Source organism: Haliea sp. E1-2-M8 (assembly GCF_030649675.1).
Taxonomy (GTDB): Bacteria; Pseudomonadota; Gammaproteobacteria; order Pseudomonadales; family Halieaceae; genus Haliea.
The window spans coordinates 32350-55354 of sequence record NZ_JAUTDR010000020.1; the positions used below are offsets into that span (position 1 = coordinate 32350).

General features: G+C 62.7%; 18 protein-coding genes. 12 read left to right on the top strand and 6 right to left on the bottom strand.

The annotated features are described in order from the left end of the window. Positions 1-19: 19 nt before the first annotated feature. Positions 20-1936: a serine hydrolase gene (locus Q6D67_RS15865; RefSeq protein WP_304706643.1), complete on the bottom strand. Its 1917-nt coding sequence runs from the start codon at positions 1934-1936 to the stop codon at positions 20-22. A 168-nt stretch (positions 1937-2104) separates the two neighbouring features. Here Q6D67_RS15865 and Q6D67_RS15870 point away from each other — a divergent pair, with 168 nt between their 5' ends. The 9 genes from Q6D67_RS15870 (at position 2105) to Q6D67_RS15910 (ending at position 12511) form a co-directional block, all read left to right on the top strand. Then, positions 2105-3151: an AraC family transcriptional regulator gene (locus tag Q6D67_RS15870; protein ID WP_304706644.1), complete on the top strand. Its 1047-nt coding sequence runs from the start codon at positions 2105-2107 to the stop codon at positions 3149-3151. 162 nt (positions 3152-3313) lie between these two features. After that, positions 3314-3799: a TonB-dependent receptor plug domain-containing protein gene (locus tag Q6D67_RS15875; RefSeq protein WP_304706645.1), complete on the top strand. Its 486-nt coding sequence runs from the start codon at positions 3314-3316 to the stop codon at positions 3797-3799. A 52-nt stretch (positions 3800-3851) separates the two neighbouring features. Further along, positions 3852-4949, top strand: a complete 1098-nt coding sequence (locus Q6D67_RS15880; RefSeq protein ID WP_304706646.1) for a TonB-dependent receptor domain-containing protein — start codon at positions 3852-3854, stop codon at positions 4947-4949. Continuing rightward, entirely contained in the window at positions 4949-6103 is a 1155-nt protein-coding gene (locus Q6D67_RS15885; RefSeq protein ID WP_304706647.1) for a DUF819 family protein, read from the top strand. The genes Q6D67_RS15880 and Q6D67_RS15885 overlap by 1 nt, the downstream gene beginning before the upstream one ends. A gap of 260 nt (positions 6104-6363) precedes the next feature. Next, positions 6364-7917, top strand: coding sequence for an amidohydrolase family protein (locus tag Q6D67_RS15890; RefSeq protein WP_304706648.1), 1554 nt, complete (start codon positions 6364-6366; stop codon positions 7915-7917). 54 nt (positions 7918-7971) lie between these two features. Next, complete coding sequence (locus tag Q6D67_RS15895; protein ID WP_304706649.1) at positions 7972-9102, top strand: hypothetical protein; 1131 nt, start codon at positions 7972-7974, stop codon at positions 9100-9102. A gap of 21 nt (positions 9103-9123) precedes the next feature. Then, positions 9124-9894 carry a DUF1611 domain-containing protein gene (locus Q6D67_RS15900; protein ID WP_304706650.1) on the top strand — a complete coding sequence of 257 codons (771 nt, stop codon included), beginning with the start codon at positions 9124-9126 and terminating at the stop codon, positions 9892-9894. 55 nt (positions 9895-9949) lie between these two features. Beyond that, a complete protein-coding gene (locus Q6D67_RS15905) occupies positions 9950-11122 on the top strand; it encodes a membrane dipeptidase (RefSeq protein ID WP_304706651.1) in 1173 nt (390 codons plus the stop codon). Between the two features lie 255 nt (positions 11123-11377). Next, positions 11378-12511, top strand: coding sequence for a branched-chain amino acid aminotransferase (locus tag Q6D67_RS15910; RefSeq protein ID WP_304706652.1), 1134 nt, complete (start codon positions 11378-11380; stop codon positions 12509-12511). A gap of 20 nt (positions 12512-12531) precedes the next feature. Here the strand turns inward: Q6D67_RS15910 and Q6D67_RS15915 are convergent, their stop codons facing one another. The 4 genes from Q6D67_RS15915 to Q6D67_RS15930 form a co-directional block, all read right to left on the bottom strand. Then, positions 12532-13914 carry a dihydrolipoamide acetyltransferase family protein gene (locus tag Q6D67_RS15915; RefSeq protein ID WP_304706653.1) on the bottom strand — a complete coding sequence of 461 codons (1383 nt, stop codon included), beginning with the start codon at positions 13912-13914 and terminating at the stop codon, positions 12532-12534. Positions 13915-13932: 18 nt separating this feature from the next. Further along, positions 13933-15006 carry an alpha-ketoacid dehydrogenase subunit beta gene (locus Q6D67_RS15920; protein ID WP_304706654.1) on the bottom strand — a complete coding sequence of 358 codons (1074 nt, stop codon included), beginning with the start codon at positions 15004-15006 and terminating at the stop codon, positions 13933-13935. Continuing rightward, a complete protein-coding gene (locus Q6D67_RS15925; protein WP_304706655.1) occupies positions 15003-16289 on the bottom strand; it encodes a thiamine pyrophosphate-dependent enzyme in 1287 nt (428 codons plus the stop codon). Before Q6D67_RS15925 ends, Q6D67_RS15920 begins: the two co-directional genes overlap by 4 nt. A 248-nt stretch (positions 16290-16537) precedes the next feature. Continuing rightward, positions 16538-17023 (bottom strand): Lrp/AsnC family transcriptional regulator, encoded by a 486-nt coding sequence (locus Q6D67_RS15930; RefSeq protein WP_304706656.1) that lies wholly within the window; start codon positions 17021-17023, stop codon positions 16538-16540. Between the two features lie 132 nt (positions 17024-17155). Here Q6D67_RS15930 and ilvB point away from each other — a divergent pair, with 132 nt between their 5' ends. The 3 genes from ilvB (at position 17156) to Q6D67_RS15945 (ending at position 21968) form a co-directional block, all read left to right on the top strand. Continuing rightward, positions 17156-19015 (top strand): biosynthetic-type acetolactate synthase large subunit, encoded by a 1860-nt coding sequence (ilvB, locus tag Q6D67_RS15935; protein WP_304706657.1) that lies wholly within the window; start codon positions 17156-17158, stop codon positions 19013-19015. 81 nt (positions 19016-19096) lie between these two features. Continuing rightward, a complete protein-coding gene (locus tag Q6D67_RS15940) occupies positions 19097-20758 on the top strand; it encodes an amidohydrolase (protein ID WP_304706658.1) in 1662 nt (553 codons plus the stop codon). 181 nt (positions 20759-20939) lie between these two features. Then, the gene (locus tag Q6D67_RS15945; RefSeq protein ID WP_304706659.1) at positions 20940-21968 is read left to right on the top strand and encodes a diguanylate cyclase; all 1029 of its coding nucleotides are present in this window, start codon (positions 20940-20942) and stop codon (positions 21966-21968) included. Between the two features lie 48 nt (positions 21969-22016). On the opposite strand, the gene Q6D67_RS15950 is transcribed toward Q6D67_RS15945, so the two are convergent. Beyond that, the gene (locus tag Q6D67_RS15950) at positions 22017-22994 is read right to left on the bottom strand and encodes a dipeptide epimerase (RefSeq protein ID WP_304706660.1); all 978 of its coding nucleotides are present in this window, start codon (positions 22992-22994) and stop codon (positions 22017-22019) included. Between the last annotated feature and the right edge of the window lie 11 nt (positions 22995-23005).

The window sequence follows — 23005 nt, forward strand, 5'->3', positions numbered from 1 at the left end:
CTCATCCCGGCAGCCACCCTCAGAAGTAGTTGAAGCCAAGTATGTTCCAGTAGTAATAGAACCAGACCATGAACAGCGCCGCGCCGGCAATCACGGTAAGGCGCAACCGGGCAAATACACCTCCGAGCAGCCCGCCCCGCCAGGCGCGGGTGGTGGTATACAGCAGCCATACCGTGCACAGGGTGGTTAGTATCGGCAGCCAGAGCCACAGTTTGAAGATCAGCGGAATGCCGTCGAACAACTGTTCCATCAAGGTGGAAATCAACACCACGCCAGTCACCAGGGTCAACAACTGGATTCCGCTGGTCAACACCGCAACCCGCAACACGGCGCGATCGGAACTACCCCAGTTGCGTATCTCTCTACGCTGATAGAAACGTCGCGCCAGGACCGCAATGAACACCAGGACCGACAGCCCCAACAGGGTGAAGTTGAACCCCGGTGTGGCGAAAGCGGGCAGTTTGCGTGTGGACATGAAGGGCAAACCATCGAGCACGAAGCCGGTAATCTCTCCGCTGGCATCCTCCTGGAAGGCCACCAGTCGCGGTGCCATGCCACCCAGCAGGGACACCCCCGGATGCTTCTCGCGGAACAGGTTGTGCTCCACCTCCACATACTGCTTGGCGCCATCGCCAATGACGAGGACCAGGGTATTGTCCGGGCCCGGCGCCACGGTGATGCCACCACCCATGCCCAACAAGGCCTTTTCCAGCTTGGTGAAGCTGCTACGCCAGAAGCCATAGGTACCGGCGTAGCGCCCGGCACGCTCAGCGAAATCCTCTGGCACCACTGGGGGTAGCTCCTGCAGCGGATAGAAACGGTCGTAAAGTGAAGGTAGCAGTGCCGTGCGTACCGCGCCGCCACCACTGGCCCCGAAAGAGGCAAAGACTGACAGCTCTTTGTCGCGGTCTATCCCGAGGATAGAGTGGAACCACTGGGTGTCACCGCCGTGACCCATGACCCGGTGGCCGTTGATTTCCGTCGCGTAAAATCCCAGCCCCATGCCCAGTAAACGCGAGTCATGAGAAAATTCGTCGCCAAGCATTTTCTCCACTGTGGCAGCCTTGAGGATACGCGCGCCGTCCAGCTCACCGCCATTGCGGATGGCCTCGGCAAACCGGATCATGTCGGTGGCGGTTGCCGATGCTCCGCCCGCGGGGCCGAAGTTGGCCACGAGTTCAAAGGGGCGAGCGACGTAACCACCGGCGTCGAGTTCGTAGCTGACCGCCATATTGGCTGCCAGCCTGGAGGGAAGCGGTTCTTCAAACGAAGAGTTTTGCATCTGCAGCGGATCGAAGATGTTGCGCTGCACATATTCGTTGAAGGAAAGCCCCGACACATTGGCGACGATCAAGCCCGCGAGTGATGTCGCGTAATTGGAATATGCGGTCTGCGCGCCGGGCGGGTTGACCCTGGCCGGCTGATACTTTTCCATGGATTCCGCCAGCGGCAGTAATTTTTCCGGATTTTCGACAATCAGATAACCCAGCACGCCATCTTCAAAGCCGGCGGTGTGGGTGAGTATGTGGCGCAGGGTTACGGGCTCGGGATAGGTATCGTGGATGCTGAAGCCACTGAGGTATTCGTTGACGTCGGTATCGAGATCCAGCCGGCCCTGTTCTACCAGTTGCATGACCGCTACCCAGGTAAACAGCTTGGATACGGAGCCAGGCCGGAACAGCGTCTTCTCTGGCTGCACTTCCACACGGCGCTCCAGATCCTGGTGGCCATAGCCGCGCGACACTATCAGCTCGCCACGAAGGGCGATGGCAACCGTCCCGGAAGGGCTGCCATTGGCTCTCATCAGCGGAATCACCAGGCCATCCACAAAAGCTTCCAACTCGGCCGGATCCAGACGGCCCTCGTCGGCATGAGCCGCCTGAGTGGTAACCAGGGCCAGTGATAGTGTGGCCAGACATTTGAATATTATGTGCATTGGTTTCAGCTCCCCCGGGGCAGAATGCCCTTCTGCGAACGATACTAGCGGCCTATCCCGGGGAGCGGCTAGGCCAAAACGTCGCAATTATGTGCAGATTCGGCGGCGGAGCTTGTTTATACTCTCCGCATCACCGCGCCGCGCCACCAAACATCCGGGACCCTCACTATGCATTATGGAGACGAGTACGGCATTGTCTGTGACCGCCCGCTCGACCTCGACAGACTGACTCCTGCCGCCCTGGGCAGGCTGTTTCGCAATGCCCACAGGTTGACCGGCTTCGACTCGGCAGGGGACCGAAGCTTCATCGAGGATGAAGCGCTGGACTGTTTCGAAGGCCAGCCCCTGTGCTACCGCGTCGACGATAGCAGCATGATTGAGATCAACAACTCCACGATCAATCGGCCGATGGTTATCCGCAACCAGATGGCGGACCTGGTCAGCTTTCAGTTCGTGTCCATGGTGCGCAGATCGGAATTCCTCGGCAAGCGGCGCCACGTGCACGACCTGGGGCCAGCACTCATTGTCACCGCAATTCCGCAGAAGGAAGTCACCTACCGGGTACCGGAAACCGAAGTACCGATTCGTCACGTCGCAATATATACCACGCTTTCCAGCATACTGGAGCGCATGGGCGAGTCCCGGGAGGTCTACCCGGACTGGCTGGCGGAGTTGCTGGCGGGATCAGAGCGGAAGACCCAGCAGCGAGTCTTCTTCCTGGAGGACATTTACCGCGAACCCATCTGGTCCTGTTTTCACCTGCCGGTTTCCGGTTCCCTGCTCGGCCCCTGGATGGCAGCCAAGTTCGGTGAGCTACTGTGCATAGGTCTGCAGATCCTGAAGAACAGCCACGCTTCGGTGGATAGGGGGCCGCTGGACTTCGATCTTCCCTGGGCGGAAAAAATCCGCAAGGCGCGCAGCATCCTCAGCCTCGAGTACGCCTGCCCGCCGTCACTGCCCCAGCTGGCGCGCATGCTCGGGATTTCCGAGACCCAGCTCAAAACCGGTTTCAAATCCATGAACGGCACCACCATCATGCAGTACTGCATCAACAAGCGTGTAGAGGCGGCGCGCTTGTTGCTGAAGGACAACCGACATTCCATTTCCGAGATTGGCGATATTGTCGGATACGAGGATCACTCCGCTTTTTCCCGGGCCTTTCGTCGCCTGAATGACTGTAGCCCGCAAGAGTGGCGCCGCACATGGAGTCGCTGACAGCATAAGGTCGGACTGGCAGCGGTAACCGGATCTGCACAGTAATCTGCCGAATCTGACTACAGGCTGCCGCGCCGGCCGGCGTAACATCGAGTCCAAACCATCATTCGGCAAACAGGCTTGCCTGGGACCGCCGCACTTATGCACTGGGGAAAAGTTGCCATGAAGAGAGCGACACAGTTCAGCAGAAACAGGATAGCGGCTGGCGTGGGGATGCTCGCCGCGGTGGCCGGGGGGTTCACCATGCCGTCGGCGCAGGCGCAGGAAAACCGGCTGCTCACGCTGGAAGAAGTGGTGGTCAGCGCCTCTCGCCGCGATGAATCGTTGCAGGATGTCGCCCTGGCGATGAGTGTACTGGATACGGGCAACCTGGCGGACGCCGGCTTCACCAGCCTGCCGGAAATCGTGCCCGGAGTCTCAATCGTGGATACTGGCGGTCCTTGCAGCAACTCTGTCTATATGCGGGGGATCAATGCCGTGCTTGCCGCGGGGGTGGCGACCTATGTCGATGACATTCCCTTCGGCTCCTCCACTATCTACACGAACCCGGCACCATTGGACGGTACCCTGCTCGACCTCGGCACCCTGGATGTGATGAAAGGGCCCCAGGGAACGCTGTGGGGGGCGAGCGCCATGGGCCGCCAGTGACCGCCTTGATATCAAGCTCCAGGGCCTGTACCAGAAATCCACCCAGGACGGGTTGGCAACCGTCCAGGCGAATCACGCGGACGACACCTTCCTGCCCGGAGTCGGCAAGGGTGAGCCCTGGTTCGGTGAGTACAAGACCGGCCAGGAGCAGATCAACCCCAGCGAATTCGAAGCCCGTATGCTGGGCCTGACCATCAACTACGATCTGGACTTCGCCACGCTCACCTCGGTCACCAGCACCCAGGAGCTGACTTTCGGGCAAACAATTGACCTGACCATTCCCTTTGCCGGCTTCGCTGACCTTTTCTTCCCCGAGACGGCCCCTCACAGCTCCGCCGTGTTGGCCGCCGAACTGGGATTCGACAAGGTAACCCAGGAACTGCGCCTCACCTCCAGCTCGGACCAGCAGTTGCAGTGGATTCTCGGCGCCTTCTACGCCAAGGAGGAAGGATTCAACATTCAGGACCTGCAGGTGACCCCGAGTGCGCCGCTTTACTTCGGCAACTTCCCTTCGGATTACGAGGAGGTGTCCCTGTTCGGGAACCTCACCTACGAATTCAATGACCAGTTCGATACCAGCGTGGGCATTCGCTATTCCGACTACGAGAACGACGTTCAACTTCAGGCGATCGGCCCCCTGCTGGCACCGCTGGCGCTAAACGAAATCACCGACGACTTCACCAGCTACCTGTTCAACTTGCGCTACCGCCCCAATGACCAGCTCGCCCTCTATGCCCGTGCCGCCAGCGGTTATCGGCCCGGTGGGGCCAACTTCGTGCTGCTGGACCCCACTGGGGCACCGTTGACACGCGAGTTCTTTGAACCCGACACCCTGTGGAGTTACGAGATAGGGGCCAAGGGCAGCCTGGCCGACGGCCGCCTGGTCTATGATCTCGCCGCATTCTACATCGACTGGGAAGATTACCAGATCCAGGTGGTTCGCAGCGGAGTGGCCGTGGCGAGCAACGCGGAGAAGGCGGTCAGCAAGGGCCTTGAAGCCTCGCTCAGCTTCGCCGCCACCGACGCCCTGACCCTGCGCTCCACCCTGTCGTTCACCAACGCAGAACTGGCAGCGGATGCGGTCCCGCCCACGGACCGTTGGTGCCGTACTGAAGTGGCATTTCCTCTGAGCCGGCAGACCAGAGCCTGATGCCGCTGATCGAGGGTGACCAGACCTTTGCCCTGAGCGCGTTCTTCGTCACCCTGGTCGCGTTCGGCCTGTGGACTGAGACCCGCAAGCTGGGCCAGCACCTGGGCGGACCGCTGGTCCTGCTGGTGCTGGCCATGCTGGCCTCCAACCTCGGCGTTGTTCCCCATAGCGCACCGCTGTATGGCGACGTTATGGGCCTGCTGGTGCCGTTAGCGATTCCGCTGCTGCTGCTGCGGGCCGACCTCGGCGTCATTCTGCGCGAGTCCGGCCCCATACTGCTACTGTTCGGACTGGCTACGTTCGCCACGCTAGTGGGCGTGCTGGTTGCGGTGCAGCTGGTCGACCTTGGGCCGGAAACCGCGGCCCTTGCGGGCACCATCACCGCCAGCTACATTGGCGGCTCCCTCAATTTCGTCGCTACAGCGGAGGCCATCGGTCTGCGCGATTCCTCGCTCTATGTTTCCGCCCTGTCAGCTGATGCCCTGGGCGGGGTGTTTTTCCTGCTCCTGCTGATGCTGCTGCCCCTGTCGAGCCTGTTGCGTTTGGCGCTGCCCTCACGCTTTCTCGATACCGCCACCGGGGATTCGTTGCCGGCAGACATAGCGCCGCCCAGTGACGAGCCAGAGAGCGCGGCGCCTTTTGCCCTGCTCCCCATGGTTAACGGCCTTGCTCTCAGCTTCGTGATCTGCGCCATTAGCATGGCTGTCGCGGCTTCATTGGGGCAGCAAGCGCTGTTTATCCTGCTGGTGACGCTGCTGACCCTGGTGGTGGCCAACACTGCACGCCCTCTGGTCAGGCACATTGCGCAGGAATTCGAAATCGGCCGCTTCTTCATGTATCTGTTTTTTGCCATCATTGGCGCCAGCGCCGAGCTTGCAACGGTGCTCGGCAGCGCCCTGCCGCTGGTCATGTTCGTGTTGCTGGTGGTGCTGGTGCATCTGGCGATAGTGCTACTGGCAGGCTGGTTGCTGAAACTCGACCTGGCGGAAGTCATGGTGGCGTCCAACGCCTGTATTCTCGGGCCGCCGGCTGCCGCAGCGATGGCCGCCAGCCGCGGCTGGAATACGCTGATCGCCCCCGGGGTGATGGTGGGCATGCTGGGCTACGCTATTGGGACGTTTCTGGGGATAGGGGTGGCGAAGCTTCTCGGTTGAGTCTGGCAAGAGCGGAAGGTGACGCCATGCTGTTGCTGGATTTAAGTATGGCGGCATGACCGAAGGCTTTGCGGCGGACCTGGTTCCTGCCCACGGATAAGCTCGAATGGCGCTGCAAGTATCTGCAGCAGGGTATCGAGGCGAACTACTACAGCGACGTGCTGCTCGAGGTGCCCGGGTGTATTTCTGGCACTGGCGCGATACCACAGGCGGCGGGCGGGCCCGTCCCTGCTACAGAATCCAAAAGGGGGAGTCTCAAAGTGAGCAACAGTATGATCCTTGGCATTGGTGCACTGCTGGCGTTGGCTTGTGGTGGTGCCGCTGCCAATCCCCAGCCTGCCCACTATGATATTGCTATTCTCGGCGGCAGGGTCATCGACCCGGAAACTGGCCTGGACGCGATCCGCAATGTCGGTATCCGGGGTGACAGGATCGTGGCGGTCGCCGAGGCGGCGATGACGGCGACCACCGTCATTGACGCCAGCGGACGGGTGGTCAGTCCCGGCTTTATCGATTTGCACGCTCACGGGCAGACCGTACTCGCCGCCCGCATGCAGGCGCTGGACGGCGTCACCACCGCACTGGAACTCGAAGCCGGTGTGCTGCCGGTGGAGGATTTCTATGCACAACGCGCAGACCAGGGCAGGCCCATCAATTACGGTACCGCGGTCAACTGGGCCAGCGCCCGTATTGCTGTGTTGATGAACAAGTCGCCGCAAGCAGACATCAGCTGGTTCATGCAGCAGTTTTCCAATCCCGCCTGGCAAAGCCGGCTGGCCACCGAGCCCGAGGTTGAGCAGATGGCCAAGCTGGTACAGGAAGGCCTGGACCAGGGTGCGCTCGGCGTCGGCTTCCTGCTCGGCTACGCCCCGGGCACCGGCCGCAAGGAATACTACCGGATGACGCAGCTGGCCGCGCGCAACAGCGTGCCCACCTTCACTCACGCCCGCTTTCTGTCAATGCTTGAGCCAGACAGCTCCTTCGAAGGCACGCAGGAGATCATCGCCACTGCCGCGGGCACCGGTGCCCAGGTTCATATTGTGCATCTGAATTCCATCAGTCTGCGCGATATCGGGATTGTCTCCTCCATGATCGCCGGCGCCAGAGAGCGCGGCGTTCGCGTCACCACCGAGGCCTATCCCTATGGCGCCGGGTCTACGGGTATTGGCGCCGCCATGTTCCGGGGCCCCGACTGGCGCGAGCGGATCGGCGGGGTCACCGCCGGCAGTTTCGATGTCGACGGCGAGCGGCTCAGCGAAGACGAGCTGGCGCGCCTGCAGCGCGAGGCACCCGGGACCCAGACCGTGCTGCATTTTCTGGACACTACAAACCCGCGGGATCAGCAATTGCTGGATCAGGCTGTGCTGTTTTCCGGCGGCGTAATCGCCTCCGACGGAGGTGACTGGACAGTGGCGGGCGAGCCGCTGCCGCCGGCAACCTGGCCGCTGCCGGAGGGGGCCTGGAGCCACCCCCGCTCGGCCGGTACTTTTGCCCGTTTTCTGCGCCAGTACGTGCGCGAACAGAAGTCACTCACCTTGCTTGCAGCGATCGAACGGATCACTTTCGGCCCTGCGGCGATCATGCAGGAGTCGGCGCCCCAGCTGCGCCAAAAGGGTCGCATCCAGCCGGGGGCGGACGCTGATATCGTGGTGTTTGATCTGGCCCGGATTACTGACAACGCCACCTATGCCACGCCTGCCCAGCCTTCCGGCGGCATCGACTATGTGTTGGTCAATGGCGAACTTCTGGTGGCGGAGGGGCGGCTCGATACCGCAGTGATGCCCGGTCGGCCGATGCGCAATGAGCGGCGCTGAATGGGACGTGCTCGCGGCGAACTGGAATATGGCTGCCGCTGAGGCGAAGGGGTCATGAATTTTTTCCGTAACTACCTGCTACCCGGGTTCGTGTTCCAGTCGGTGTTGATTGGCGGTGGTTATGCCACCGGCCGTGAGCTGATCGAATTTTTCTTTGCCAGTGGTCCGCTCGGTGGAGTGCTGGGCCTGGTGGTTGCCGGTGTGATATTCGGTGTGGTGCTGGCGGCTGGATTTGAGTTTGCCCGGGTCACCGGCGCCTATGACTACAAGCGTTTCTGTCGCGAATTGCTGGGCCCCGGCTGGGTGGTATTCGAGATCGCATTTCTGACTTTGCTGTTGTTGATACTTTCAGTAATCGGTTCCGCCGCCGGTACGCTGGCCACCGGTTTTGGCATGTCCTCACTGTGGGGTACCAGCAGCCTGATGCTGGTGATTGCCGTGCTGACCTTCAGCGGGTCGGAGACCATCAAGCGGGTGCTGGCCGGCTGGTCGCTATTGTTGTACCTGGTCTACGCGACTCTGTTCGTGCTGGCATTTCAGCTGTTCGGCGGGGATATCACGGCCAGTTTTCGGGAGGCGCCCGCGGCCCGGGGCTGGGTCTCCAGCGGGGTTCTGTATTCGGGCTACAACCTCGCGATCCTGCCCGCCGTACTATTCGCGGTCGCAGGGCTCCGCACCCGGCGTCAAACAGTCGGCGCGGGGTTGCTGGCAGGTGCCATCGCCGTGATCCCCGCGCTGCTGTTCTTCGTCGCAATGATGGCGCGCCACCCGGAAATCGGCGACCAGCCGGTCCCTGCCAGCTATCTGATTGCCCAGCTCAGGATCGGCTGGCTCGAGCTGATTTTCCAGATCGTTGTATTTGGCACCTTTATCGAAACCGGCACGGCCTTGTTGCACGCGGTCAATGAACGCATCGACGCTGGCTTTGCCGCCCGTGGCCGACAGCTGCCGCGGTCCTTGCGCCCGGCTGTGGCGCTGGCCATTCTACTGTTTGCTATCTATGCCGGAGAGCAGATTGGCATTGTCGACCTGATTGCCCGCGGTTATGGCGCGCTGACCCTTGTGTTCATGGCGGTGCTGGTAGTGCCGCTGTTGACTATTGGGCTCTGGCGGGTATCTCGTGCTGGATTGCGGACCAGTGAGCGCCCTGTCGCAAGTGCCGAGGACCGCGGCACCACTACCTGAACGTCACCGGAAACGAGAGTTATGCACACGATTGAATTGAAGCCGCCCTATCTGATTTTTCTGGGCAGCGAAACCCGCCTGACTTACGCCAAGACCGGCGCGGGGCTGGTGGAATGGCGCCGGGAACTGTGTCGGGGGCAACTGAATCTGATACCGGACGGCATTGACCTGGGCCTGCCGCAGATGACTTTGGAGCAGGCGGTTGTTGCCGGCGTCGGTTCGTTGGTGATCGGTACCGCATCAGTGGGTGGCGGTATCTCCCCTGAATGGCTGGACACGCTGGAACAGGCGGTCCTGCTGGGCATGGATGTCGTCGCCGGCCTGCACGGTAGCCTGGAGGCTATTCCGCGGCTGGAGCAGGCCGCCACGGCGTCCGGCGCGCGGCTGGTGAACGTGCGGGTGCCTCCCGCCGAGTTGCCGGTGGGCTCTGGCCGCAAACGCAGCGGCAAGCGAGTGCTGATGGTGGGTACGGACTGCGCCGTGGGCAAAAAGTACACCGCCCTGGCCCTGGCACGGGATATGCGCATGCGCGGTATGAATGCTGATTTTCGCGCCAGTGGCCAGACCGGCATCATGATTGCCGGCAGCGGCTTGCCGATGGACGCAGTGGTATCGGATTTTCTGTCCGGCGCGGCTGAATTGTTGTCGCCGGACAACAGCGCGGACCACTGGGACATGATCGAGGGGCAGGGCGGCATCTTCCATCCCGGCTACAGTGCGGACAGCCTGGGCTTGCCCTGCGTCGACCCGCTGCAGGGCGGCACCGACCCCCTGATTGAACGCCTGCTATAGGTGCCACAGGCTCCGCAGCTAACCCGGTAATACCTACACCACGAGGACGAGAAAAATGATGAAACCACAGCAAAAACGTTATAACAGACGCTCACTGCTGCGCGCCGGCGGCGCGGCGGTAGTGACGCTGCCAATGCTCAATTTCGGCGCCTACCGTGTCTTTGCGGGCAGCGATACCCGCTACAGCAGCCGCGCCGTCGACCTGGTTAACGGCACTCAGGTGTTCGATATGCTGTCGACGCCGTTCCCGTTCGGGCCGATGATGCTGGCGGCATTTTCCGATCATCCCAAGCGGCAGGATGGCTTCGCGATAAGCGAAGAGTATCTGCAGACCGTGCTGTCCTCCGGTATCGATGTGCTGCACCCGGCGATAGGCCTGTCTGCGGACGAGGTGGCTCCGTATATTGCCCGCGTCAATGCGCTGGTAGCGGAGCACCCGCAACATCTGCGTCGCATCGACGCGATAGCGGACTTGCAGACTCTGAAAAAAGGGGAGCGGGTGGGCTTCATTGTGGGGGTCCAGAATTCGGATCACTTCCGGGAGGTGAATGATGTCGACCTCTACTACCACCTGGGACAACGGGTCGGTCAGCTCACCTACAACAGCCGCAACCTGATCGGCACCGGTGCCACCGATCGCAGTGATGGTGGTCTCAGTGATTTCGGGGTACAGGTCGTCGAGCGCATGAACGCGCTGGGCATGGCCGTGGATGTATCCCACTGCGGCGACCAGACCACGCTGGATGCGTTCGAATTGTCCGCCAAGCCGGTACTGATCACCCACTCCAACGTCCGCAGCCTGGCCGGCGGTCACGTCCGCTGCAAGCCCGATTCGGCGATTGAGGCGATGGGCCGGGCCGGCAGCGTAATGGGCATCACCGGGGTCAGGAATTTCATTCGCGACCGCGAGCCCACCAATATCGAACATATGGTCGACCATATCGACTATGTCGCCAAGCTGGTGGGTATCGAGCATGTCGGCGTCGGCTCGGACATGGACATGGATGGCTACGATGACATCCCAGAGCCCGCCTCCAGTAAGCTGAAGGCCGGCTACAAGGCCAGCTATGCCTTCCGGGACAAGCTCGACGTGGATGATTTCGATCATCCCAGGCGCACCTTCGACCTGGTGGAAGCATTGATTCGACGGGGTTATACCGACCAGCACATCGAGCTGGTACTGGGTGGCAATTTCCGTCGCGTGCTGGGCGAGATCTGGCAGGGCTAGCCGACAGCGACTCTCTATTTCGAAAACGAGACAATCAGGACTTTCTACGATAACTTCTTTACCCCCGGCCCAGCCGGTGGTGGAGCCGCCGCAGGATTTTGCCGAACGTGCTCACAAATACGCCGGCACCTGCAACAGTTATCGCGGCAGCTTTACCAGGGTCGAGGCGCTCATGCGCCTGCCTGGCTTGTTCCTGATCTTGTTCTACTACTACTGCACCCAGTTATTGTTTACCGTATAAAACAAGGAGCCAGCATGCGCCATACACCTGCAGTCGGGGATAACCCGCGTCAACGCTTTTCCCTGCATGAGGGTCTCGCGGAGGCCATCGCCACTTTCAGCCTGCCCGATATCCTGGGCTTCGGTTCGGTATTCGCGCCGGTGATGTTCCGGGCCGATTACCGCGATGGCAGCTGGCAGCCTGGCCAGCTCCAGCCCTACGGTCCGATCAGCATTGATCCGGGGGCCAAGGTTTTGCACTACGCCCAGGAGGTATTCGAAGGGCAGAAGGCCTACCGGGTTGGGGACCAGCCCACGGCCCTGTTTCGTCCGGCGATGAACTGGCGGCGGCTGAATGCCTCCGCCGCCAGGCTGTGTCTGCCGCCGTTGCCCGAATCCCTGTTCCTGGACGGGGTCTTCGGTGTGACCGCGCTCAACGAGGGGTTTATTCCCGACGCCAGCGGCCAGTCCCTGTACCTGCGCCCCTTCCTGTTTGGCACCGAGAGCGACCTCGGCATGGCCGCGTCCCGGGAGGTGAGCTTCATGGTGATTGCGAGCCCATCCCAGGCCTATCATGCCGGCAGCATGAGTTTGCTGGTCGAGCGCGCTGAATCCCGGGTTGCGGGTGGTGGCATCGGCGCTGCCAAAGTCGGCGGCAATTATGCCTGCGCCCTGCAATCGGCTGCCCGCTGCGCTGAACTCGGCTATGACCTCACCCTGTGGCTGGACCCGCACCAGCGCCACGACATCGAGGAGCTCAGCGGCATGAACTTTTTTGCAGTGGTCGATGGCCGCCTGCTGACGCCGCTGCTGTCCGATTCGATCCTGGCGGGCATCACCCGCGATTCGGTGATACAGCTGGCCCGAGCCCGGGGACTGGTCGTGGATGAAGTGGCCATTGCCATTGACGAACTGCTGGGGTGGATTGAAACGGGGCGCTGCAGCGAGTGTTTTGCCTGCGGCACCGCGGCGATAGTGGCCCCGGTCCGTGAGCTGGGGGAGGCGGACGGTACCCGCTATGCCTTGCCGCAGGCGGAGGGCGAAGTCACCGCGTTCCTGCGCACGGCCCTGCTGGATATCCAGGAGGGCCGGGCAGAAGACCCCTTTGGCTGGATGGTGCCGTTGCCCCGGGAGTATCGGCAGCTGGCTGACAGCGACGAGGTATTCTAACTGCCGACCCTCCAGCCGTGCTATGTCTGATCGGGCCCCGGGAAAGTAGGTACAAAAATCGCCGCCGGCTGCTCCAGCAGTTGTTTCAGGGCCTGTATCAATTGCGCACCGTCGTAGCCGTCGACAATGCGGTGATCGAAGGAGGCCGACACGTTCATCATGGTGCGCACTTCGATATTGCCATGGCGCACCATCGGCCGCTGCTGCAGTTTGTTGATACCGATGATGGCTGTTTCAGGTGCATTGATGATGGGGGTGGTGGCAATGCCGCCGATTGCTCCCAGACTGGTGATGGTGATGGTGGACCCTTGCAGGTCCGCGGCCGGGACGCGCTGCTCGCGGGCCGCCTCTGTCTGGCGGGCTAGTTCACCGGCCGCTTGCCACAGGTCCAGTGCCTCGACGTGACGCACTATCGGTACCAGCAACCCGTTTTTGGTCATGGTAGCGATACCAATATGGACCGCTTCGTGCTCGGTCAGCACCTCGGTCTCGGAATTGAACTGCGCATTGCAGTGCGGGAAGCGCGGCAGCACCCGCGCCAGCGCCAGCATGATGAAGGGCAGCAGGGTCAGTTTGGGTTGTTCGCTGGTGCGGTTGCCATTGAGCTGCGTGCGCAGTTCCTCCAGCTGGGTGAGGTCGATTTCCTCGATATAGGAGTAGTGCGGAATAGTCCGTTTCGCCGCTGCCATCTTGCGGGCGATGACCCGGCGCAGACCGGTGATCGGCGTCTCCCTGCTGCCGCTGCGCGGGTGTCGTTGGCCCGTGGCGGCCAGCCGTCCCATGGCCTCGAGGAAAGCGTCCAGATCACGGTTGTCAATCCTGCCTTCGCGGCCACTGCCCGGGACCAGGCTGAGGTCGATGCCCTGCTCCCGCGCCCGCTGCCGCACCGAGGGTGAGGTCAGCACGGTGCGATGAGGCAGGGCGGGGGTAATCTCTTGCCGTTGCGGAAAGCCGGTTGCAGTCTGCGCAGCAGGGGCAGGGGCAGGGGCAGGGGCAGGGGCTGCTGCAATACTGTCTGTGGCATCCGCGACGGTCAGGTCTTGATCACGCTCTTCGCGGTCATCGCTGCTTCCTTGCTCCAATTCGGGCGCAGCCTCCGCGGTTGGCGCCGGCTCGGGGGCTGCTTCCGCGCCGGGCTGCCCGGCGGGGACATTGCCACTGCCCTCCACCTCGAAGCGGATCAATTCCCGGCCCACCGCCAGGATCTCGCCGGCCGCACAAGCCAGCGCTGTCACCACGCCGTCGACCGGGGCGCTGACTTCGACCACTGCCTTGTCGGTGATGACATCGGCGATATGCTGGTCTTCGCTGACCGTGTCACCGACCGCGACATGCCATTTGCTGATCTCGGATTCGACGATGCCTTCGCCCAGGTCCGGGAGCTTGAAACTGAATGTACCCATAATCGGTCGCCGGCTGCCTCAGTGGTATGCCAGGGTGCGCTGCAGGGCGTCGACAATGCGCCGCTGGCTGGGGAAGTACTCCCACTCGAACGCGTGCGGATAGGGGGTATCCCATCCGGTGACTCTTTCGATGGGGGCGCGCAGGTGCCAGAAGCAGGTTTCCTGGACTTCCGCCACCAGCTCCGCGCCATAGCCGCTGGTGCGGGTGGCCTCGTGGATGACCACGCAGCGGCCGGTTTTCTGCACCGACTCTGCCACCGCCTCGATATCCAGGGGCAGCAGGCTGCGCAGATCCAGCAACTCCGCATCAATGCCGCTGGTGCGGATCGCTTCCGCGGCCACGTGCACCATGGTGCCATAGGCCAGCACAGTGACCTGGCGCCCAGCGCGGATGGTGGCTGCCTTGCCCAGCGGAATGCGGTAGTGACCGACGGGAACCTGGCCCAGCGGGTGGTCGTTCCAGCTGCCGCTGCCGCCGCCATTGTTGTCGTGGCCGTGGAAAGGGCCGTTGTAGATTCTCTTGGGTTCGAAGAACATGACCGGGTCGTCATCTTCGATGGCGCTGATCAACAACCCCTTGGCATCATAGGGATTGGAGGGCATAACGGTTTTCAGGCCGCAGACGTGAGTGAAGATCCCCTCCGGACTCTGGGAGTGGGTCTGGCCACCGCGAATGCCGCCGCCACAGGGCGCGCGGATAGTGACCGGGGCGAAGAACTCGCCCCCACTGCGGTGGCGCAACCGCGCCAGTTCGCTGATAATCTGGTCGATGGCCGGGTAGATATAGTCGGCAAACTGCATTTCTACCACGGGACGCAGGCCATTCACTCCCATGCCGATGGCGGCGGCGACGATACCGCCTTCGGTGATCGGCGTATCCAGCGCACGGTGTGCGCCGTACTTCTCATACAGACCCTCGGTACAGCGAAATACACCGCCGAAAAAGCCCACGTCCTCCCCCATCACCAGTACCGCGGGATCGGCCGCCATCGTGCAGTGCAGCGCCGAGTTGATGGCCTGGACCATACTCATGGTCTCCCGGTCGGCGGCGCGCTGCTCCGTTTCCGTGGCCGTGCTGGCACTGCGGCTCATTCCTCTTCCTCCAGTTGCTGGCGCTGGCGCAGCAGATGCGCGGGCATGTGCTGGAACACATCGTCAAACATCGTTGCCACTGGCCAGTGCGGACCGTCCTCCAGGGAGCCGTGTGACAATGCCTGTTTCCAGTCGCGGCTGACTGCCTCCTTGAGCTCGGCCTCCAGCGCCTGCTGCTGTGGCTCGCTCCAGAGCTCGCGGCCAATCAGGTAGTCCTTGAGCCGCGTCACCGGGTCGCCCAGGGGCCAGGCATCGCTTTCGTTATGTGCCCGGTAGGCGTCGGGATTGTCGCTGGTGGAGTGACCGGCAACCCGGTAGGTCACCAGCTCGATCACGGTAGGCCCAAACCCCTGTCTCGCGCGCTGGACCGCCCAGTCGGTTACCGCATGCACCGCCAGGAAATCATTGCCGTCCACCCGTATGCCGGGAATGTTGTAGCCCAGCGCCCGGGCGGCGAAAGTGGTGCCGCCGGCGGCGAAGGACTGCGGGGTCGAGATCGCCCACTGGTTGTTGACGATATTGAGAATAACCGGCGCCCGGTAGGTCGCGGCGAACAGCATTGCGTTGTGCACATCGGCTTCCGCGGTGCTGCCGTCCCCGACCCAGGTGGCGGCGATGTGATCCTCGCCCTTGTAGGCGGAGGCCATGGCCCAGCCCACGGCCTGGCTGAACTGGGTCGCCAGGTTGCCGGATATACTGAAGAAATTGCCGTCCTTCCAGGTGTAGAACACCGGCATCTGGCGTCCCTTGCAGTTGTCCCGGGCATTGGAGATGCAGTGACACATCATGTCGACCACGTCGCGTCCGCGAACAAACAGCAGCCCCTGCTGGCGATAGGCGGGAAACAGCATGTCGCCGCTGTCCAGTGCCATGCCCTGGGCGACCGCCACGGCCTCTTCGCCGGTGGATTTGATGTAGAAGGATAGCTGGCCCTGGCGCTGCATCCGGAACATGCGCTCGTCGTAGGCGCGCACTTGCACCATGTGCCGCAGGCCCTGCAGCAGGTGCTCGTCCGACAGCTCGGGTAGCCAGGGACCACCGGCCACGCCCTCGTCATCCAGCACCCGGACCAGGCCGCGGGCGAGGGGCTCCGCATCCCTGACCTCGCAATCGGGCTCGGGCCTGAACAGGGCGCCGTCGCTCACCAGGTGCAGCGCGCTGAAATCGGGTACTTCACCGGGGCGTGAAGAGCCGGTCGGCACATGCAGCTTGCTTACCCAGGCGCCGCTGGCGCCTGGGTGGCTGTGTGCCCCGGCGGGCTGGTTGCCGCCAGTCTTGGGCATGGTGTATTCCTCCGCCGCCGACTTCCGCGCTTGTGGCGGGCCGTCGTCGGCTTCTGTGTTCGCCCCGGGTTGCGGCGCGTGACTGTAAGCGGGCCCGCGCAGTGGTTCGCACCTGCGGGCGCTCCCGAGGGACGATAACGCCTCCGGAAAGTAGAAATATAGTTCAGGGCCCGGGAATTAACTATGCGTTCACGGCGGTCATGGCCGGGGATTTTGGATGATTCATGCCGGGCAGGCGAGGGCGGGCCTCAGGTAGTCATCTGGTTGACGTCCAGGGGCAGCTCGGTAGTCAGCTTGATTCGCGACAGCGCCGCGTTGGAGTGAATTTCCAGTACTGTCGGCATCTGTGACAGCTTTTGCCGGAACAGGGTCTCGTAGGTATCAATGTCCCGGGTAACAATCTTGAGCAGGAAATCGTAGTCTCCCATCACCGTGTGGCATTCCAGCACTTCCGGCAAATCGCGGATCTGCTCCTCGAATTCCGGCAGCGAGCGCTTGCCGTGGGCAGACAGCTTCACCCGGGCGAAGACCGTGACGTTCAGCCCCAGCTTGCGCTGGTCCAGGAGTGCGACCCTTTTCTGGATGATACCCTGATCCTCCAGCCGCTTGATCCGGCGCCAGCAGGGAGGCTGGGTCAGCCCGACCCTGTCCGCCACCTCGGCGGCGCTGAGGCCAGCGTCCCGCTGTAGCAGGTAAAGGATATGACGATCCAGCTTGTCGAGCTTTTCCTGCATTAATTAACCTCACCTCATGTCTTTTTGCGCATGAATCATATGATATCTGTGACGGGCACGAAACAATTTGGATAAAATTTATCGCTGGAAGCAGTACATTGGGCGTACTGCCAACCTTGCCGGATACGACCAATGAGCTCAGACAACGTTACCTACGCCAACACCTCCACGGTCACCGGTGGCACCCTGGCCGATATCCGGCCCGAGCAGCGCCAGGGTGCCCTGCGCGGCGCCCAGCTGCTGGCAAAGTCTCTGCAGGCGGAAGGGGTGGAAGTGCTGTTCGGCTACCCCGGCGGCGCCAATCTGGAAATATTCGATGTGCTGAGGGACTACGGTATCCGCTGCATCCGCACCGAGCACGAGCAGGGCGCGGTACACGCGGCCCAGGGCTATGCCCGCGCCAGCGGCCGGGTGGGCGTGTGCCTGGCAACCTCCGGCCCCGGGGCCACCAACCTGGTCACCGGTATCGCCGATGCCAACAGCGATTCCACGCCTATTGTTGCCATCACCGGTAATGTGCCGTCGCACCTGCTGGGCAAGAATGCCTTCCAGGAGGTGGATATTGTCAGCATCACCCGGCCGGTGACCAAGCGCAGCACCCTGGTAAAGAAGGTGACCGAGATTCCCGAGGTGGTGAGGGAGGCCTTCGCCCTGGCGGGGGGTAACCGCCCCGGGCCGGTGCTGATCGACATCCCCAAGGATATCCAGCAGCAATACCCGCGCGACGCGGACGGCAACCACGTGCCGCCGCGGATTCCGGCGGTGGTAGAGCGCCCGGAAGCGGAAATCGGCGGTCTCACCGGCAACCAGCTGGAGGAAGCCTGCCGCCTGATCGCGGAAGCGCAGCGCCCGGTGATCTACGCCGGCGGCGGCATCATCTCCGCCAACTGTGCGGACCTGCTGTTGCAGCTGGCGGAAAAGCTGCGCTGCCCGGTGACCACCACGCTGATGGGCCACGGTGCGTTCCCGCCCGGGCATGAGCTTGCCCTGCATACTTTGGGCATGCATGGCTCGAAGGTTGCCAATGTGGCGGTGAACGAAGCTGATGTGGTCATAGCCGCGGGGGTGCGCTTCGACGACCGCGTCACCGGCAAGGTGGGTGCCTTTATCGCCGAGGGCAAGGTTATCCATATCGATATCGACCGCGACGAGCTCAACAAGAACAAGACTGTCACCCTGCCCATCTGCGCGGACATCGCGCTGGCACTGGCGCAGCTCTGCGACTGCGATCTCCACGCAGATGGGCATGAGGCCTGGCTGGACTACCTGGCGGACATCAAGCGACAGTTTCCCTACGACGTGCCGGAGGGGGAGGCGATCAGTCCGCAGTTCGCGATCCGCCTGCTCAATGAGATGACGAGTGGCGACGCCGTGGTCAGCCTCGGGGTCGGCCAGCATCAGATGTGGGCCATGCAGCACTATCAACCGCGTGAGCCGCGCTCTTTCCTCAGCAGCTCCGGCTTTGGCACCATGGGTTACGGCCTGCCGGCGGCGATCGGCGCCAAGGTTGCCTGTCCCCAGCGCCAGGTGATCGACATCGACGGTGACGGCTCGCTCAACATGACCATTCACGAACTCGGCACCTGCCACCGCTATGGCATCGGGGTCAAGGTGGTGGTCATCAACAACCAGTGGCTGGGCATGGTGCGGCAGTGGCAGGACATGATCTACGAGGGCCACCGCTCCGGCTCGGACCTGTCAGACCCGATGGCGGTGAAGGCCGCCGGCGAAACCGACATCTACCCGGATTTCCCTGCGATTGCCGCGGGCTATCGGGTCCGGGCAGAGCGGGTGTCGGCGCCTGCCGAGCTGGCCGCCGCCTTCGAACGCATGCTGGCGGACCCCGATGAACCCTACCTGCTGGACGTGATTGTCGCTGCCGAGGAGAACGTGTACCCGATGATTCCGGCGGGCGGAACTTATCGCGACATTATCATGGGGCCGGGTGACATGCCGGCGGCGGCGCGGGAGCAGCAGGGCAGCAATGTGTGAGGCTGGCGCCAGGCGGTTGACGAACCCATAGCGGCAGTGGAGACTGACGGACGTTTCCCCGACCCCCGATTGGATCCTGCCATGTACCGTTCCGTCCTGCTCGCACTGTCGCTGCTCTCCGTTGCCGTCGTCGCGGCCGAACCCGGCGCACTCGTCAATGCACGAATTCATACGCTGGACCCGAATGCGCCGACTGCCCAGGCTATGGCCTGGGATGAGGAGGGTCGTATCGTCTTTCTCGGTGGCAGTGATGAACTTAACGCGTCCCATCCTGAATTGCTGTCCTTCGATGCCCGGGGGAAGACGATCCTGCCCGGCCTGATCGACGCCCACGGACATGTCATGGGCCTGGGCTTGGCGAAAATGCAGGCCGACCTGACCGGCGCGGAAACCCTGCAGGAGGCCATTGCGACGCTCAAGGCGCATGCCGAGACCCTGCCCGAGGGCGTCTGGCTGACCGGTCGTGGCTGGGACCAGACGCGCTGGGAGGGCCAGGCCTTTCCCACAGCCGCCGACCTTGATCAGGCCTTTCCCAAGCGTCCCGTGTGGCTGGTGCGCGTCGACAGCCACGCCGGCTGGGCTAACTCGGCCGCGCTGGCACTGGCAAGCAGGGACCTGTCGGGCGATTGGCAGCCCCAGGGCGGCGCCGTCCATCGCGACGCCGCGGGCCAGCCGAGCGGCATCCTGATCGACACGGCCATGCGCTTTATCGAGGAAGCCATGCCGGCAGCTGATGCGCAAGGCCGCGCTCGTGCGCTGCAACTGGCACTTGCAGAGATGGCGCGCTACGGCCTGACCGGCGTCCACGATATGGGCGCCAGCCTCGAGGATTTTGAACACTATCGTGAGCTTGACCGCGCCGGCAAACTGCCCGTACGCATTACCGCCTTCGCTGACGGCGACGCAGCAATGCTGGACTGGCTGTGCGCAAACGGTAGCCACGAGGGCGATCGACTGACAGCACGCTCGCTGAAGGTCTACGGCGACGGCGCGCTGGGCAGCCGCGGCGCGGCCTTGCTCGACGATTACAGCGATGATCCGGGCAACGCCGGCCTGTTGTTCAATTCCGGTGCGGAGATGCAGAGCCTGGTCGACCGGGCACTGGGTTGCGGTCTGCAACTGGGCATCCACGCGATCGGCGATGCCGCCAATCGACAGGTGATTGACGCGATTGCCTCTGGCAAGGGCAGCCATGCGGACAATCCGGGCCGTCACCGCATCGAGCACGTCCAGATTGTCCACCCCGATGACATCCCGCGCCTGGCCGAGCACGATATCATCGCCAGCATGCAGCCCATCCATGCCACCTCCGACATGCGCTGGGCGGGCGGTCGGCTGGGTGAGGAACGTCTCGAGGGTGCCTATGCCTGGGCGAGCATGCTGGAACACGGTGTGCACCTGGCCCTGGGCTCCGACTTCCCGGTCGAGCCGGTCAACCCCTGGCTGGGCGTCCACGCCGCCGTTACCCGCCAGCGTGACGGTCTGCCACCCGGGGGCTGGCGGCCGCAGGAGGCCCTCACGCTGGAGCAGGCGCTGCACGGCTTCACCCTGGAAGCCGCCAGGGCTGGATTCGCCGAAGCGGATGTTGGCAGCCTGACGCTGGGCAAGCAGGCCGACTTCGTCATCGTCGACGCTGATCCCTTCGAAGTCGAAGCCTCCGATCTGGCCGGCATCACGGTACTGCGGACGGTCGTCGGCGGCGAGACCGTTTTCGAACATGGCAGTGAGGCATCCACAGACTGACTGAATCGTGGATCAACTGCCCGGGCCTACTGACCTGTTTAGACCGAGAGCATGAAATTCGCAGCTCCCGCTTGCGGTTGACCAATGTCTCGTGTTTCTATCGAGGGTAATTATATTAATAATACCTGAGGTAACATCATGGCTGGATCACGCGCGCAACCGGTCGCGCGATCGTGAAAGTATGATCGGAGGAAATGCGAAAGGGTTCGGAACCGGCACCTCTTTTGGTTCCGGTGCGCTGGAGCGCGTGACGTCCGACACCCACCTGGCTATCCTGAGCGTGTTCAGCACGATTGCGTCCCTGGCCATCGGGTCGTTCGCCGTCTACCGCCTGATCCACGGCGAATTCATCGTGGCGCTGTTTGATAGCCTGCTCGTCGCGGCGATGCTCGGCGGCCTTGTTTATGCCTGGAAAACCGGGCGCAGCGCGCTGGTTGGCAACCTGGTTGCCACGCTGCTTGCCGTCGGTACCCTGTTCATGATTTTTGTCCTCGGATTGTCCCATCTGTGGTTGTTCTCGTTGATGATTGCGTTGTTTCTGATGGCCAGCAGAGTTGTCAGTATCGCGCTTTCGCTGTTGCTTGTGGCTGTCGTCGGCAACGGCACGGAGGTTTTCACCGATCCTGTTGAGCGGGTCACGTTCCTCGTGGTCGCTGTACAGGTCGCGGTGTTCTCGTTCGTGTTCGCCTGGCGAACGTCACATCAGCATCGTCAGCTACATGTCATGGCCAACCGCGACCCGCTTACCGGTATCGGGAATCGCCGCGCCCTGCGCCGCGAGATGGCCAGACGCGCGGAAGCCGCCCGGATGAGCAGCGAGAGGGCCGCGTTGGCGCTTATCGATCTGGACCACTTCAAGAAGGTAAACGATCGTCACGGTCACGATGCGGGAGACAAGGTACTGGTCGACCTCGCGGGAATCGTAAGTGACACAATGCGCGCCTGCGACAGCTTCTACCGGTATGGCGGCGAGGAGTTTGTCCTGGTGATGCCAGGCACTCCGCTGGAAGGGATAGTGCCAGCCCTGGAGAAGTTGCAGGGCGCCATTCACGAACGGCTGCGCGGCCCCGACGGGCCCTTGACCGTGTCCATCGGCGCGGCCGGACTCAAGGCTGACGAGGAATCCCAAAAGTGGTTATCACGCGCCGACCGAGCACTGTATGTGGCCAAGTCCGACGGACGCGACCGCGTCTGCATCGACCAGGAATGACCGCGGCGGGCGAGCAATGTGTAAGGCGAAACCCGAGGGGCGCTTGCATCAACCCCAGAGTGCCTGTGCGGGGAACCCCACAACGCCACCTTCTCCATACACCAGGCCGTGCTCGATGTCTGACTTGAGCAACAGCGGACCATCAATGTCCACGTACCGGCAGAACTGACCGATCACGTAGCTCGGTGCCATCGACAGGGAGCTGCCACACATGTTCCCCACCATCAGATCCAGCCCGGCCTTCCGGGCGGCATCCACCAGCGCCAGTCCCTCGGTGAGCCCGCCGCACTTGTCGAGTTTGATGTTGAGCACATCGTAGCGCCTGGCGGCGGTGGCAAACTCCCCCAGGTGCAGACAGGACTCGTCGGCGCCCAGGGGTACCGGGGATGTGAAACCCTCGAGTGCGTCGTCCTCGCCGCGCGGGAGGGGCTGTTCGATCATGGCGATTCCAAGTCGTGCCGCGTGGGGCAGGTACTCCTGCAGGGCCGCGAAGTCCCAGCCCTGATTGACGTCGACAATCAGCCTGGCATCCGGACGGGCGGCACGGATTGCCTCGAGCCGCTCAACGGGGTCGCTGGCATCCAGCTTGATCTTGAGATTGGCAAACTGGCGGGCTTCGCTGGCCCGTTCGCCCATGGCCTCCGCTGATGCGACGCCCAGGGTATAGACTGTGGTCAGCTGTCGCGGCGTGATCGACAGCAGTTCCCAGATGCGTTTGCCCGCTGCCTTCGCCCGATAGTCCCAGAAAGCGCAGTCGAGGGCATTGCGTGCACCGCCCGCAGGTAGCAGGCTCTGGATCTTCTCGGTGGACAGATCCCCGTCGAGACGGGCTGTCACGGTCTCGAGCTGCGCTGCCATGGAGTCGGCACTCTCCCCGAGGTAATAGGCCCCCAGCGCTTCTCCGCGACCACGGACGCCATGCTTGCTCAGGGTGACTCTTACGGTCTCGCTGGATTCGAACACATGGCCGGTGATCGCGAATGGGGCGGCCATGGGAAAGGCGACTTTTTCGATGGTTATCTGCATGGGGTGGCGTG

Excerpts from the sequence above, each read along its gene's own strand:
- Q6D67_RS15865 (WP_304706643.1), bottom strand. The coding sequence starts at position 1,936 with ATGCACATAATATTCAAATGTCTGGCCACACTATCACTGGCCCTGGTT.
- Q6D67_RS15870 (WP_304706644.1), top strand. The coding sequence starts at position 2,105 with ATGCATTATGGAGACGAGTACGGCATTGTCTGTGACCGCCCGCTCGAC.
- Q6D67_RS15875 (WP_304706645.1), top strand. The coding sequence starts at position 3,314 with ATGAAGAGAGCGACACAGTTCAGCAGAAACAGGATAGCGGCTGGCGTG.
- Q6D67_RS15885 (WP_304706647.1), top strand. The coding sequence starts at position 4,949 with ATGCCGCTGATCGAGGGTGACCAGACCTTTGCCCTGAGCGCGTTCTTC.
- Q6D67_RS15895 (WP_304706649.1), top strand. The coding sequence starts at position 7,972 with ATGAATTTTTTCCGTAACTACCTGCTACCCGGGTTCGTGTTCCAGTCG.
- Q6D67_RS15900 (WP_304706650.1), top strand. The coding sequence starts at position 9,124 with ATGCACACGATTGAATTGAAGCCGCCCTATCTGATTTTTCTGGGCAGC.
- Q6D67_RS15905 (WP_304706651.1), top strand. The coding sequence starts at position 9,950 with ATGATGAAACCACAGCAAAAACGTTATAACAGACGCTCACTGCTGCGC.
- Q6D67_RS15910 (WP_304706652.1), top strand. The coding sequence starts at position 11,378 with ATGCGCCATACACCTGCAGTCGGGGATAACCCGCGTCAACGCTTTTCC.
- Q6D67_RS15915 (WP_304706653.1), bottom strand. The coding sequence starts at position 13,914 with ATGGGTACATTCAGTTTCAAGCTCCCGGACCTGGGCGAAGGCATCGTC.
- Q6D67_RS15920 (WP_304706654.1), bottom strand. The coding sequence starts at position 15,006 with ATGAGCCGCAGTGCCAGCACGGCCACGGAAACGGAGCAGCGCGCCGCC.
- Q6D67_RS15925 (WP_304706655.1), bottom strand. The coding sequence starts at position 16,289 with ATGCCCAAGACTGGCGGCAACCAGCCCGCCGGGGCACACAGCCACCCA.
- Q6D67_RS15930 (WP_304706656.1), bottom strand. The coding sequence starts at position 17,023 with ATGCAGGAAAAGCTCGACAAGCTGGATCGTCATATCCTTTACCTGCTA.
- ilvB (WP_304706657.1), top strand. The coding sequence starts at position 17,156 with ATGAGCTCAGACAACGTTACCTACGCCAACACCTCCACGGTCACCGGT.
- Q6D67_RS15940 (WP_304706658.1), top strand. The coding sequence starts at position 19,097 with ATGTACCGTTCCGTCCTGCTCGCACTGTCGCTGCTCTCCGTTGCCGTC.
- Q6D67_RS15945 (WP_304706659.1), top strand. The coding sequence starts at position 20,940 with ATGATCGGAGGAAATGCGAAAGGGTTCGGAACCGGCACCTCTTTTGGT.
- Q6D67_RS15950 (WP_304706660.1), bottom strand. The coding sequence starts at position 22,994 with ATGCAGATAACCATCGAAAAAGTCGCCTTTCCCATGGCCGCCCCATTC.